This window comes from Photobacterium sp. AWH4_225 (assembly GCF_056158405.1).
On the sequence record NZ_JBSWTF010000001.1, the window covers coordinates 3,245,511 to 3,259,808 of the forward strand.

Sequence of the window (14,298 nt, forward strand, 5' to 3'; positions counted from 1 at the left end):
TGTCCTCTCTTAAATCAATTCGGCCAGCTTTGCTGCCACTTCGTCTTGCGCCATAGTGGTTTGCTCACCGCCGCGAAGATCTTTAACTACCACGGTATTCTCAGCGATTTCGTTTTCGCCCAGTACCAGTGCAACTGCCGCGCCGACATTGTCAGCACGCTTGAATTGTTTCTTGAAGTTACCACCACCGAAGTGGCTCATCACACGTAGGCCAGACACTTCTTCACGCAGCTTCTCAGCCAGCTTCATGCCTGCCATCATAGTGCCTTCACCAGCAGTCACCATGTAGACGTCAACCGGACGACGTACATCAGTCAGCTCTAGGGTTTCCATCATCAGCACAAGACGCTCAAGACCCATCGCAAAACCTACTGCCGGTGTCGCTTTGCCACCTAGCTGCTCAACGAGGCCATCGTAGCGGCCACCGCCACATACGGTACCCTGCGCACCAAGGCTTTCAGTGATCCACTCAAATACTGTGCGGTTGTAGTAATCCAAACCACGAACAAGACGTTCATTTACTTGGTATTCGATGCCTGCAGCGTCCAATAGTTCACACAAACCGGTAAAATGTTGTTTTGACTCTTCACCCAAGTAGTCAGATAGCTTAGGTGCATCGGCCAATACTTCCTGGATAGCCGCATTCTTGGTATCCAATACACGAAGTGGGTTAGTGTGCATACGGCGCTTGCAGTCTTCATCCAAAATCTCGATGTGCTGCTCAAGGAACGCCACCAGAGCCTGGCGGTAGTTGGCACGATCGTCTAGAGAGCCGATAGAGTTCAGCTCAAGGCGAACGTGCTTGTCGATACCCAGTTCACGCCACATACGGGCTGTCATCATGATCAGTTCCGCGTCAACATCCGGACCATTCAGGCCGAAAACTTCCACACCGAACTGGTGGAACTGGCGGTAGCGACCTTTCTGTGGACGCTCGTGGCGGAACATAGGACCTGTGTACCACAGACGCTGTTCTTGGTTGTACAGCAGACCATTCTGGATACCAGAACGGACACAGCCAGCAGTCCCTTCAGGACGCAGAGTCAGGCTGTCGCCGTTACGGTCATCAAATGTGTACATTTCCTTTTCAACAACATCCGTTACTTCACCGATTGCCCGACTAAACAAATGCGTCGATTCAACGATTGGCATACGGACTTCACTGTAACCGTAAGCGCTCACTACTTGTTTAATGGTCGATTCCACTTTCTGCCAAAGTGGAGACTGGGTTGGAAGGCAGTCGTTCATGCCTCGAATTGCTTGAATTTGTTTCGCCACGTTTATTCTCGTTAACCGATGGGGAATGGAGTTGAATATATAGGTTATAACGCAAATAGTGAACCGCCCCAACGCGAGTCGGGGCGATTCTCGTCAATTTCGTTATTTTTCTGTCACATCAATGCGGTTTGCTGTATCCAGCATTGATGCTTTAGCGCGGATTTTAGCTTCCAGCTGCTCGATAACATTGTCGTTGTCGAAACGCTCTTTCTGGCGCAAGCCATCTTCATAAAACGCGCTCTTACGGTTGCCGCCGGCAATGCCCAAGTGGGAAACTTCCGCTTCACCCGGACCATTAACCACACAACCAATCACGGAAACATCCATAGGTACTGTGATGTCTTCCAGTCGCTGCTCAAGCTCGTTCACGGTGCCAATGACATCGAATTCCTGGCGTGAACATGTTGGGCAGGCAATAAAATTGATGCCGCGAGAGCGGATACGCAGTGATTTCAGAATATCAAACCCGACTTTGATTTCTTCAACCGGATCGGCCGCTAGCGATACACGCAAGGTATCACCAATGCCTTCTGACAACAGCATACCCAGGCCTACTGCTGATTTCACTGCACCGGCACGTGCACCACCGGCTTCGGTGATACCCAAATGCAACGGCTGCTTGATCTGCTGGGCCAGCTTGCGGTACGAGTCTACCGCCAAAAACACATCAGATGCCTTAACACTGACCTTGAACTGGTCGAAGTTGAGGCGATCTAGAATGTCCACATGGCGCATTGCCGATTCCACCAAGGCATCCGGTGTCGGCTCTCCGTATTTCTGCTGGATATCTTTTTCCAGCGAGCCACCGTTTACACCGATACGGATTGGGATGTTCTTGTCACGAGCACAGTCCACTACCGCACGGATACGATCTTCACGACCGATATTACCCGGGTTGATACGCAGACAGTCTACGCCGTATTCTGCCACTTTCAGAGCGATACGGTAGTCGAAGTGGATATCAGCCACCAGCGGGATATTCACCTGCTGCTTGATTTGCTTAAACGCCTCGGCCGCATCCATGGTAGGCACAGAAACACGGACGATATCAGCACCGACATTTTCCAACGATTTGATCTGGGCAACAGTTGCCGCCACATCGGTGGTACGGGTGTTGGTCATGGACTGCACCGCAATAGGTGCACCGTCACCGATTGGCACATCACCGACATAGATTCGGGTGGACTGACGGCGTTTAATTGGAGACTCGTTATGCATTACATCTACTCTTTACTGCGGCAGTTTCAATCGCGCCACTTTACCTGCAGGGTACCCGCTCAAATCAACAGGTTCACCTTTATAGCTCATGGTTACAACGCTCGGTGCACCCAGCACCACGCGGAAAGGTTCATTGCCATCCAGTTTAAGGACATCACCGGCTTTCTTGATACCGGTATCCAAACGGCGGCCATTGGCATCGCGGATATCGATCCAGCAATCACCGGTAAAGCTCAGTTCAAGATCCGAGCTTGCGACCACAGTTTCGTCTTCCGATACCACGTCGCTCAATTGCTCGGCGGCCAAACTGTCGGCGCTGTCTACATCTGTATCGGCCAGCTCTTGCGGCTCGGTAAAGCTATCTTCAAAGCTCGCCTGTGGCTCAGGTTCAATCTCTGGCAGCTGGACAGGTTCGGCTTCAACCGTGGTCACAACACTTGCTGTGTCCTCGGCGCCCGGCTCAGACACTGTTGTTAAAATCGTGGAAGTCGAACCGTTACCGGCATTGGCAATTGACTCGTCCAGCGCCTGGACTTCAGCCGGAGCCGCTGTAAATTCGGCTTCAGGGGTCATCTGCAGGCTCTGCCACCACCAAATACCGGTAAGGCCAATAAACAAGGCACCCAGTACCCAGGTCAAACGCATGATACGGTTATCGTGCGCTTCACGCTTGGTGCGGCGCGAAAAGCTCTGCATTTCCTGCTCTTGGGGTTGAGCATGACCCTGCTGGTCAAGTTTGGCCAGAATCTCGGTCTCATCCAGACCGACAAATTTGGCATAGGAGCGCACATAACCACGGGTAAATGTGGCTAGCTGTGCTTCTTCGAAATGGTTGTTTTCGATATCACTGACAACCGAGAGGCGGAGCCTCAATCGGCTTGCAACATCCTTCTGTGAATAGCCTAGCTTCTCTCGAGCCTGACGCAGCATATCCCCTGGAAGAATGATTTCTTCTGTTGATCGTTCTTCGTTCTGTTCAGTATTCATTGGCTAGATAGTTTTGATATTGCTGAGAATCCGGGAACTGAGCTTTGAGAATGCCAGCATATTTATCCGCTTGGCTATCTTGGCCAGCCTGCTGTTCAAGCTGGATCAACAGCCATAGGCTGTCTGCTTTGTACCCGTATCTCTTGTTAAATTTAAACAGCCTGACGCGGGCTTCCTTGAAGTTCTGCGCCTCAACATCCAACTTCGACAGCTGCAGCATAGACTTGGCCCGATAAGGGTCATAAGCCAAGGCTTTATCGAAATAACCCCGAGCTTGAGGTTGGTTACCCTGCTCTAGGCTACACAACGCCGCATTTTCATAACTGGCCGAAGTCAGGTAATAATATGGTTGCTTGATGGCGCTCTCAAACTGGTCGATCGCCTCATCATAGCGCCCCTGACTACACAAGAATACACCATAGTTGTTTCTTACATCGCCATTTTTTGGTGAATATTTCAGTGCTTGACGGTAAATTTTTTCCGCCGACTCTGGTTCATCCACCCGCTGGTAGTAATAAGCCATGGCATTTTGCGCCCGGTAATAACGGGGAGCATACTGCAGGGCAAGTTCAAAATTCTCACGTGCCCGCTGCCATTGCCCTTTTTCCAAATACCCCAGCCCAAGGGTCACTCTGGCTTCTGCAGCCTCTACCTTGTTGACGCTCTGGGGGGCTTTGCCAGTCTCATCGACGGTAACACAACCGGCCAAAAAACTACACAATAATAGGCACTTCTTCCATTGCACCATCCCAATCCCACCTTAATATCCATATTAATGTGCAGTCAGGGCAAGCTTATCGCCTGCCCTGACTTGGTAATCGTCTATTAGACTGATTTTACCGGGATTTGTTCACCGTTTTGAGCCTTAGCTTGTGTGCGTTTCGTGCGGTCAATCACATCGCCCACCAATTGTCCGCAGGCTGCATCGATATCATCACCACGGGTCTTACGTACCGTTACGGTAAAGTCGTACTCCATCAGGGTTTTCATGAAGCGATCGATGCGCGAGTTACTTGGCTTGTTGTACGGCGAGCCCGGGTAAGGGTTGAATGGGATCAAGTTGACTTTAGCCGGAGTATCTTTCAATGTTTCTGCCAACTGGCGGGCATGCTCCATACCGTCGTTGACGTGATCCAGCAGGATGTACTCGACAGTCACTCGACCGCGGTTGGCGTTCGATGACGCAATGTAGCGACGCACCGAGGCAAGGAAGTCATCAATGTTCCAGCGGTCGTTGATTGGCATGATTTCAGAGCGCAGTTCATCAGTCGGTGCGTGCAGAGAAATCGCCAATGCCACATCGATATTGCCCGTCATCTGATCAAGGCCAGAGACAACACCAGATGTTGATACTGTTACACGGCGCTTTGATAGACCAAAACCAAGATCATCGAGCATAATTTCAAGTGCCGGGATCAGGTTCTTCATGTTAAGCAGTGGCTCGCCCATGCCCATCATCACCACATTGGTAATTGGACGACGGCCGGTTTCTTTCTCGACACCGATCTCTTTGGCTGCACGCCAAACCTGACCAATGATTTCCGACACGCGCAGGTTACGGTTGAAGCCCTGCTGGGCTGTCGAGCAGAATTTACACTCCAGCGCACAACCCACCTGAGAAGAAACACACAAAGTCGCACGATCATCTTCAGGGATATAAACCGTCTCAACATCCTGATCGCCCACCTTCATCGCCCACTTGATGGTACCATCACTTGAGTGCTGCGCTTCCGATACATACGGCGCGCGGATTTCAGCAACTTGCTTGAGCTTTTCACGCAATTTCTTGTTGATGTTCGTCATCTGATCGAAATCATCACAACCGAAATGATAAATCCACTTCATAATCTGATCAGCACGGAAGGCTTTTTCGCCCAACTCCTCGGCAAAATACTTTCGCAGCCCCTTGCGATCAAAATCCAGCAGATTCGTTTTAACAGTTGTCATCGGTTGTTGCCTCTTTAAATTACGTGACGTTATCTGTGCCTTGGGCATACCATTGAGCGGTATACGACAGGACCTTTGAGTACCAAACGATCAAGAGCGGCTTTCTTACACCAGCTTGTTTATCAGTTTGGTTTTAAGGCGCGAAATTGTACAGGCTTTGGCAGTGAGATTCCACTTGTTCCCCGTAGGGGTTTAAACGGGCGTAAAAATGAAAAACGGGAAGCCTTCGCTTCCCGTTTCATTTTCACTTATTGATTAACTAGCCTGGCTCAGTCGCGAGGGCAGATCTCATCGTCTGCAAAGAAATAAGCGATCTCACGTGCTGCGGATACTGGGCTATCAGCACCATGTACCGAGTTATGGCGCAGGCTCAGGGCATAGTCAGCACGCAGAGTGCCGCAAGCTGCTTCTTCCGGATTAGTCTTGCCCATCAGTTCGCGGTAACGCACCACGGCATTTTCACCTTCCAGTACCTGTACCATTACAGGACCAGACGTCATAAACGCGACCAGATCATCAAAGAACGGCTTGCCCTCATGCTCGGCATAAAAGCCCTTGGCTTTATCGGCATCCATGTGGATCATCTTGGCGGCGACCACACGAAGGCCCGCTTTTTCGATACGGTTGTAGATAGCACCAATCAAATTACGTTTAACGGCATCTGGCTTTACGATTGAGAATGTTCTTTCAATTGTCATTATTATATTTCCCCTCAGGCTTAAATCTTCTAAAGCAGCATCGCTGCTATATTGGCAACACCTACTCCGGTAGCACCTGCCGCCCAGCGGGCATCGGCACTGTCACGGAAGCAAGCCGCCAAGTCAAAATGGACCCAGCCGCAATTGTCAGTATCGACAAAGCGCGACAGGAAGGCAGCCGCATTGGATGCACCGCCCATACCGCCACCTTTCTGCACTCGGCTGTTGGCGGTATCTGCGTAGTATGACGGGCAGTACGACTGGTGCCAGATTTCCAGCGGCAACGGCCAAGCAGGCTCGTTAACCAAATCAGACAGCTGCTGTGCCTTGAACACCAATTCCTTGTCTAGCCCAAACAACGCATTGTAGTCAGTACCGACTGCCATCATCGCAGCGCCGGTCAATGTCGCAGCATCAATGATGAGTGGCGCTTTGGTTTCACTGGCGGCAATCAAACCATCAGCCAATACCAAACGGCCTTCGGCATCGGTATTAACGATTTCTACTGTCTGACCATTCTTGTACGTTAACACATCACCAAGCTTATATGCGTTTCCAGCAATCAGGTTTTCGGCACAACACAGGATCAACTTCACACGTTGGCGCAAACCTTGCTCGATAGCATACCCCAAGGCCGCCGTTACAGTGGCCGCACCACCCATATCGCACTTCATGGTGACCATGCCGGCACTTGGTTTGATGCTGTAACCGCCCGAGTCAAAGGTGATCCCTTTACCCACCAGACACGCAGAGACCGGCGCATCGGCATCACCCGTCGGGTTGAAGTCCACAGTCAGCATCACAGGTGGTCGGCTGCTGGCACGGCCAACACTGTGGGTACCAATCCAGCCTTGTTCAGCCAATGCATCACCCACCACAATCTCATGGGAAAGAGCATCACCCGCAATCGCAGAGAGGAAAGATACCGCTTCATCGGCGAGTTTTTCAGGGTACATATCTTCCGGTGTCGCGTTGACCACCTTACGCACCCAGTCAGCACTGCGGCGGCGGGCATTGAGCAGTTCAAGCTCATCCTCGTCAATCGAGGCCCAGCGCAGTTCAACGTCTGCTTTTGGTGTGGCAAAGCCACAGTAAAACGCCCATTGCCGCTCATAGCTCCAGCCTTCACCTTCTAGGCTGGCAGCCGTGATCCCCTGAGACTGCAACTGGCGGGCAGCCTGCTGAATACGGCGCAATGGGAAATCACCAGAAAAATGAATAACCGCACCGTCGGCTTCATAGGCAACCAGCGCCTTGTCACCCCATACACCTTCATATTGGGCTGACGATAATGAAATTTTTAACATACTTTCTTCCTGAAAAAAGCTGCCGCCCTTGGGCGGCAGCAATGAGTCTTTTTAGTTTTAGTCTTGTTCGTGGTCACACAGGATGTTGGCCAGGGTACGTACCCCCATACCCGTTGCGCCGGCTGCCCACTTGTCATTGGCTGACTTGCGGTAGGTACCGCTGGCATCGATATGCATCCAGCCGTTTTGGTAATCTTCAACAAAGTAAGACAGGAAGGCTGCAGCCGTACTTGCACCAGGCATGAAATCACCCTGGGAGATATTGCTCAGATCGGCAAAGTTCGATGGCATCATGGCACGGTGGTGATCAGCCAATGGCAGCGGCCACAGACCTTCGTTTTCATCACTCGCCGCCATTAGGGCTTTCTGGGCCAGACCATGATCAAAGCTGAATAGCGCATGGTAATCGTTGCCCAGCGCATTCTTCGCCGCACCGGTTAGAGTCGCACAGTCGATGATCAACTCTGGATTTTGGCTGCTGGCGTAGATCAGGCCATCTGCCAGTACCAGGCGACCTTCCGCATCGGTGTTTAGCACCTCAACGGTTTTACCGTTCTTGTAGGTAATGATATCGCCCAGCTTGAAGGCGCGGCCAGAGACCATGTTTTCCGCACAGCACAGGATCAGCTTGATACGCTTGTTGGTACCACGGGCAATTGCCAGTGCCAATGCACCGGTTGCCAACGCAGAGCCCCCCATATCCGCTTTCATTGCCGTCATGCCCGCCGATGGCTTCATGCTGTAACCGCCTGAATCGAATGTAATACCCTTACCCACCACGCAAGTATGGACTGGCGCTTCGGCATTGCCCGTCGGGTTGTAGTCCAGACGTAGCATCGCAGGTGAACGCTCTGAGCCACGACCGACAGTATGGATACCGTTCCAGCCTTCATCCAGCAGATCGTTACCCTTGATGATTTTGTAAGTGACGTGCTCTGGGGCTAGAGACTTGATAAATTCCCCTGCACGAGAAGCTAGCTGCGATGGGCGTACCACTTCTGCCGACTGGTTGATGATCTCACGAACCCAGTTGGTTGCCATCAGACGTGCCTGAAGCTCTGCTTCATCCTCATCTGACAGGCCGCTCCAGCTAACTTCGTTACCCGGCTTGGCATTGCGGTGACCCTGAACAAATGCCCAAATCGTTTCTAGCTCCCAGCCTTCACCAACCAGCTCAACCTGCTTGATACCCTGAGAGTCCAACTTACGACCCGCACGTTGGATAGCCGGCAATACATTTTCTTCTGTCAGGTGTACTACCGCACCATCAGCTTCGAAGGTTACCAGGGCATTTTTGCCCCACTTTTCATCAGCTGCTTCCGCAGACAGTAGCACACTCATTTTGGCAGACATGAAATACTCCTTGGATTGTTGTTACCCCGCCAGCGAAGGCGTAGTAACGAGATGAGATGGGGCGTGCCTAACGCCTGAATACCTTATCTTGCATGCATTTGGATAACAAATGAATGACAATGGCGTTACCCGCTATAACAGTTGTTATTGGGGCTCATTTTAGCATTACAAGGGGTTTCACAACGATTTCAGCACGTTCCGAGCTGTTCTCCCAAAAGAGGAAGGACAAAGTAGTTGAAAATATGGCCTATTTGCCAGTTTTCAGAATTTATCTTACTCTGCCTTGGTTGCAGCCAAGAAACAAGCTGTTTACAACGAGACTAAGAGCAAGATCATAAGGCGGGGATTTAATAGAAAGGGAAAAAACAGCCCAGATGATCAGTCCGCTTCTTCTATCCAGTACATCTGCACCGCTTCCAGCACCCGCTCACTACAATGTTTCGGATCATCATCAAAATCATCCAGTTCCAAAATCCACTCTCTTAGATCGGTAAAGCGGATCTTCTCCGGATCAACATCCGGGTGCAGCTCTGACAGCTCGATAGCCAAATCCCGTGAATCTATCCATTTCAAGCCCATAACACTCTCCTCTTGTTTATGCCTCTAGCTCTAGCCTTATTAGTGTAGCCAACGACCGTAAATCACCGGGTATAAAAAAGCCCCGATGGTTTGCACCATCGGGGCTTTGGACATCTTAGTGGTTTTCCGATGCCAGGTTCAGGGTGTACTTCGGAATTTCCACCACCAAATCTTCATCAGCAACCTTGGCCTGGCAACCTAAACGTGATTCAGGCTCCAGTCCCCATGCCTTATCCAGCATGTCATCTTCCAGCTCATCACTCTCTTCAAGTGAATCAAAGCCTTCACGTACGATACAGTGGCACGTGGTACACGCACAGGATTTTTCACACGCATGTTCAATGCCAATACCGTTGCGCAGTGCCACGTCAAGAATGGTTTCGCCTTCTTGCGCTTCTAGCACTGCCCCTTCCGGGCAAAGCTCATCATGGGGTAATACAACAATTTTAGGCATGCCTAAACCTCATCAATCGACTGACCAGCCAGGGCACGACGGATAGACTGATCCATCCGGCGCGATGCAAATTCCTGACTCGCCTTATCTGTTTTCTTAATTCCAGCCTCAATTGCGTGCGGATCTGTGCCCTGACGCAATTGAACCAGTTCCATCATAACGGCTTCCAGCTCGTCGCGCTCTTCTTTGCTCAGCAGGGTCTCACCATCCTGAGCCAGCGCTGCAATCAACCCTTCCAGTACGCGATCCGCTTCCACTTGTTGCTCGGCAAGGGCGCGGGCGTCTTTGTCGTCCTGGGCAAAGGTCATTGAATCGCGGATCATCGTTGCAATTTCATCATCGGTCAGGCCGTAAGATGGCTTCACCTGAATAGAAGATTGCACACCGCTACTCTTTTCCATCGCAGTTACAGACAACAAACCGTCTGCATCCACTTGGTAGGTAACACGAATATGCGCTGCACCTGCGGCCATCGCAGGAATACCACGCAAGGTAAAGCGTGCCAGTGAACGGCAATCACTCACCATTTCGCGCTCGCCCTGAACCACATGGACTGACATAGCCGTCTGACCATCTTTGAATGTGGTGAACTCCTGGGCGCGGGCGACAGGAATAGTGGTGTTACGCGGGATGATTTTCTCGATCATGCCACCCATGGTCTCGATACCCAGCGACAACGGGATCACATCCAACAGCAGCATGTCAGCATCAGGTTTGTTGCCGGCAAGGATATCCGCTTGAATAGCCGCACCAATTGCCACCACCTGATCCGGGTCGATAGACGTCAACGGCTCTTTGCCGAAGTAGTTTCCAACCATTTCACGCACCAGAGGTACGCGGGTCGAACCACCTACCATGACAGTTTCGATAACGTCCTCGGCAGTAACGTCTGCATCTTTCAATGCACGACGGCAAGCCATCAGCGTCTTTTTCACCAAAGGTTGGATTAAGGCGTCGAACTGCTCACGAGAAACAGTACCCTGCCAGCCCAGCACATCTACCGAGACTTCATCGGCATCTGACAGCGCTTCTTTGGCTGCCTGCGCAGCATCTTGCAGCTTACGCTGGGCAATCGCATCACGCTCGGTGATACCGGCTTGCTCGGCAATCCAATCCGCCAGCAGGTGGTCAAAGTCATCACCGCCCAGTGCAGAGTCGCCACCGGTTGCCATCACTTCAAACACACCTTTCGACAGGCGAAGGATAGAGATATCGAATGTACCGCCGCCAAGGTCATAAACAGCGATCACGCCTTCCTGACCTGAGTCTAAGCCATAAGCAATCGCTGCCGCCGTTGGCTCATTAAGCAGGCGCAGAACATTGAGGTTTGCCAATTTCGCCGCGTCTTTGGTACCCGCACGCTGAGCATCGTCAAAGTAGGCAGGTACGGTGATCACCACACCTTCCAGCTCACCACCAAGGGTGTCTTGTGCGCGCTGATTAAGGGTCTTGAGAATTTCAGCCGATACCTGAACCGGGTTAACTTCACCGCCACGGGTGATCAGCTGAGGCAAACCATTATCTGTCGCACTGAACTGATATGGCATCTGCGGATAGCGAGCTTGGATATCCGCCAGTGAGCGGCCCATCATACGCTTAACAGAAATAATGCTATTGGCCGGATCCTGCTGGGCGATATCGCGGGCTTCATGGCCAACGACCACTGAGTCTTCACTGTAGTGAACCGCCGACGGCATTATCGCGCGACCTTGCTCATCTTTCAGGGTTTCCGGAACGCCGCTGCGTACTGCAGCCACGAGAGAATTTGTAGTGCCCAGATCAATACCCACCGCCAATTTGTGTTGGTGCGGCGCAGCGCTTTGACCGGGTTCAGCAATCTGTAACAGTGCCATTTTCGTTCCTGTGGTGTTTATACCGGGCTAGGGTAAAATCAATCAAGCAAGCTATCTTCCAAGCGCTCGACTTCTTCACGCAGCTTAACAATAAATTTCAGCTTGCGCACGGCGTCAGCCGCCACTTCCCAGTTTTCATCAACAAGTAATTGCTCAAGCTCAACCAGCTGTGCCTTGTACAGGGTTGAGGCGTGCTGTTCAAAATCAAACAACGCACTTTCTGGATCACTCGACTCTGGGATCTCCTCCAGCTCTTCGCGCAGCTCCATCTGTTGCATCAAGAAAACAGGATCCTGCAGCGTTTTGCTTTCACCTCTAATTTCAACGCCGTTAACTGACAGCATGTACTCTGCACGGGAAATAGGATTTTTCAACGTCTGGAAGGCATCGTTGATTTGGGCAGCTTTCTGAACCGCAAGCAAGCGATCTCGCTCGGAAGCCGTAGCAAAGTTATCAGGATGGAAATGGCGCTGCAGTTCACGGAACTGGGTTGCAAGAAGGCTACCGTCCAGCTGAAACTGAAATGGTAGCCCAAAGAGTTCGAAATGATTCATATCGCGTGAGTTTCTGTAAAGACTGAGTCTAAAAATAACTGAACCTGACCCTCCCTTTAATAAAGGCAGCAATCAGGTTCAATTGGCTCAGCGATTATACGTTGAAGCTTTCACCACAGCCGCATTCGCTGGACACGTTAGGGTTGTTGAACTGGAAGCCTTCGTTAAGACCTTCTTTGGCAAAGTCCAACTCAGTACCATCGAGATATACCATGCTCTTGGCATCGATGATGATCTTCACTCCTTTTTCTTCAAAGATCTGATCGCCTTCATCCAGCTGGTCAACAAATTCCAGTACATAGGCCATTCCCGAACAACCTGAAGTTCGAACACCCAGCCTAAGGCCGATGCCTTTTCCTCGGTTTTCTAGGAAAGTAGCTACGCGACTTGCTGCCGCTTCAGTAATCGTTATGGCCATACAACAACCCTTTGAGAATTAATCTTCGTGTTTCTTCTTGTAATCGCTAACTGCTGCCTTGATTGCGTCTTCCGCAAGGATTGAGCAGTGAACTTTTACAGGTGGAAGCTCAAGTTCTTCAGCAATTGCTGAGTTCTTGATGCTAGCAGCTTCGTCCAGCGTCTTGCCCTTCACCCACTCAGTGATCAATGAGCTTGATGCAATCGCAGAACCACAGCCGTACGTCTTGAACTTGGCATCTTCGATGATACCTTCTTCAGTCACTTTGATCTGAAGTTTCATTACGTCACCACAGGCAGGTGCACCCACCATGCCGCTACCTACATTTTTGTCGCTTTTATCAAATGAGCCTACGTTACGCGGGTTCTCATAATGATCGATAACTTTTTCACTATATGCCATGACAGTTTCCTCGAATACGTGATGACCGCAAGATTAGTGGTGTGCCCACTCGACCGTGTTCAGGTCAATACCTTCTTTATACATATCCCAAAGCGGAGACATGTCACGTAGTTTCTCTACCGCACCGCGGATCTGTGAAACTGCGTAGTCTACTTCTTCTTCCGTCGTGAAGCGACCGAAAGAGAAGCGAATTGAGCTGTGTGCCAGTTCATCGTCCAAACCAAGGGCACGAAGAACGTAAGATGGCTCCAGGCTGGCAGAAGTACATGCCGAACCAGATGATACTGCAAGATCTTTCAGAGCCATCAGTAGCGATTCACCTTCAACGAAGGCAAAGCTGATGTTCAGGTTGTTTGGTACGCGCTGCTCCAAATCACCGTTGATGGTCATTGCCTCGATACCTTCAAGGCCTTTCAGCATACGCTCGCGCAGGGCAAGGGCGTGCTGGTAATCTTTGTCCATCTCTTCTTTGGCGATACGGAATGCTTCACCCATACCCACAATCTGGTGTGTTGCTAGGGTACCAGAGCGGAAACCACGCTCGTGACCACCACCGTGCATCTGAGCTTCTAGGCGGATACGCGGCTTACGACGAACGTAAAGAGCACCGATACCTTTAGGACCGTAAATTTTGTGCGCAGAGAAAGAAATCAGGTCGATTTTCATTTCCTGGACATCGATAGGTAATTTACCTGCTGACTGTGCAGCATCGACGTGGAAGATCACTTTCTTCTCACGGCATAGCTCACCAATCGCGGTGATATCCTGGATTACACCGATTTCGTTGTTCACGTGCATGATTGACACCAGTACTGTGTCTTCACGCATCGCGTCACGCAGTTTAGCCATATCGATCAAGCCGTTTGCTTCCGGCTCAAGATAAGTCACCTCGTAGCCTTCACGCTCTAGTTGGCGGCATGGATCAAGTACAGCTTTGTGTTCTGTTTTACAGGTGATCACGTGCTTGCCCTTCTTACCGTAGAAGTGGGCCGCACCTTTGATAGCCAGGTTGTCTGACTCAGTGGCACCTGAGGTAAATACGATTTCACGCGGGTCTGCGTTTACCAGCTCAGCAATCTGCTCGCGAGCGGTATCAACCGCTTCTTCAGCCTGCCAACCGAAGCGGTGAGAACGAGAAGCCGGGTTACCGAAGTTTCCATCCATGGTCATGCATTGCACCATCTTTTCGGCAACGCGAGGATCTACAGGGCAAGTGGCGGAATAATCAAAATATATTGGCAGTTTCATCT

General features: G+C 51.0%; 15 protein-coding genes. All 15 read right to left on the bottom strand.

Translation table 11 applies throughout. The features are described from left to right. Positions 1–9: 9 nt before the first annotated feature. Positions 10–1,278, bottom strand: a complete 1,269-nt coding sequence (hisS, locus tag ACXAD4_RS15100; protein WP_475242472.1) for a histidine--tRNA ligase — start codon at positions 1,276–1,278, stop codon at positions 10–12. Positions 1,279–1,380: 102 nt separating this feature from the next. Then, positions 1,381–2,496, bottom strand: a complete 1,116-nt coding sequence (ispG, locus tag ACXAD4_RS15105; protein WP_222552289.1) for a flavodoxin-dependent (E)-4-hydroxy-3-methylbut-2-enyl-diphosphate synthase — start codon at positions 2,494–2,496, stop codon at positions 1,381–1,383. A gap of 12 nt (positions 2,497–2,508) precedes the next feature. After that, positions 2,509–3,483 carry a cytoskeleton protein RodZ gene (gene rodZ / locus ACXAD4_RS15110; RefSeq protein WP_475242474.1) on the bottom strand — a complete coding sequence of 325 codons (975 nt, stop codon included), beginning with the start codon at positions 3,481–3,483 and terminating at the stop codon, positions 2,509–2,511. Next, the gene (pilW, locus tag ACXAD4_RS15115) at positions 3,473–4,231 is read right to left on the bottom strand and encodes a type IV pilus biogenesis/stability protein PilW (protein ID WP_475242475.1); all 759 of its coding nucleotides are present in this window, start codon (positions 4,229–4,231) and stop codon (positions 3,473–3,475) included. Before pilW ends, rodZ begins: the two co-directional genes overlap by 11 nt. A gap of 77 nt (positions 4,232–4,308) precedes the next feature. Continuing rightward, positions 4,309–5,430, bottom strand: coding sequence for a dual-specificity RNA methyltransferase RlmN (gene rlmN / locus ACXAD4_RS15120; protein ID WP_317524236.1), 1,122 nt, complete (start codon positions 5,428–5,430; stop codon positions 4,309–4,311). A 269-nt stretch (positions 5,431–5,699) separates the two neighbouring features. Next, positions 5,700–6,128, bottom strand: a complete 429-nt coding sequence (ndk, locus tag ACXAD4_RS15125) for a nucleoside-diphosphate kinase (RefSeq protein WP_475242476.1) — start codon at positions 6,126–6,128, stop codon at positions 5,700–5,702. A gap of 29 nt (positions 6,129–6,157) precedes the next feature. Next, complete coding sequence (pepB, locus tag ACXAD4_RS15130) at positions 6,158–7,435, bottom strand: aminopeptidase PepB (RefSeq protein ID WP_475242477.1); 1,278 nt, start codon at positions 7,433–7,435, stop codon at positions 6,158–6,160. A 57-nt stretch (positions 7,436–7,492) separates the two neighbouring features. Further along, positions 7,493–8,788, bottom strand: a complete 1,296-nt coding sequence (gene pepB / locus ACXAD4_RS15135) for an aminopeptidase PepB (RefSeq protein ID WP_475242479.1) — start codon at positions 8,786–8,788, stop codon at positions 7,493–7,495. Positions 8,789–9,166: 378 nt separating this feature from the next. Beyond that, positions 9,167–9,367, bottom strand: a complete 201-nt coding sequence (iscX, locus tag ACXAD4_RS15140; RefSeq protein WP_475242480.1) for a Fe-S cluster assembly protein IscX — start codon at positions 9,365–9,367, stop codon at positions 9,167–9,169. A gap of 115 nt (positions 9,368–9,482) precedes the next feature. Further along, positions 9,483–9,821 (bottom strand): ISC system 2Fe-2S type ferredoxin, encoded by a 339-nt coding sequence (fdx, locus tag ACXAD4_RS15145; protein WP_036816639.1) that lies wholly within the window; start codon positions 9,819–9,821, stop codon positions 9,483–9,485. A 2-nt stretch (positions 9,822–9,823) separates the two neighbouring features. Beyond that, the gene (hscA, locus tag ACXAD4_RS15150; RefSeq protein ID WP_475242481.1) at positions 9,824–11,674 is read right to left on the bottom strand and encodes a Fe-S protein assembly chaperone HscA; all 1,851 of its coding nucleotides are present in this window, start codon (positions 11,672–11,674) and stop codon (positions 9,824–9,826) included. A gap of 38 nt (positions 11,675–11,712) precedes the next feature. Next, on the bottom strand, positions 11,713–12,228 hold the full coding sequence (gene hscB / locus ACXAD4_RS15155; RefSeq protein ID WP_475242482.1) for a co-chaperone HscB: 516 nt from the start codon (positions 12,226–12,228) through the stop codon (positions 11,713–11,715). 94 nt (positions 12,229–12,322) lie between these two features. Then, positions 12,323–12,646 carry an iron-sulfur cluster assembly protein IscA gene (gene iscA, locus ACXAD4_RS15160; protein ID WP_107301180.1) on the bottom strand — a complete coding sequence of 108 codons (324 nt, stop codon included), beginning with the start codon at positions 12,644–12,646 and terminating at the stop codon, positions 12,323–12,325. 18 nt (positions 12,647–12,664) lie between these two features. Beyond that, entirely contained in the window at positions 12,665–13,048 is a 384-nt protein-coding gene (gene iscU / locus ACXAD4_RS15165; RefSeq protein ID WP_107301179.1) for a Fe-S cluster assembly scaffold IscU, read from the bottom strand. A 33-nt stretch (positions 13,049–13,081) separates the two neighbouring features. After that, positions 13,082–14,296: an IscS subfamily cysteine desulfurase gene (locus ACXAD4_RS15170; RefSeq protein WP_475242484.1), complete on the bottom strand. Its 1,215-nt coding sequence runs from the start codon at positions 14,294–14,296 to the stop codon at positions 13,082–13,084. Positions 14,297–14,298 lie beyond the last annotated feature (2 nt).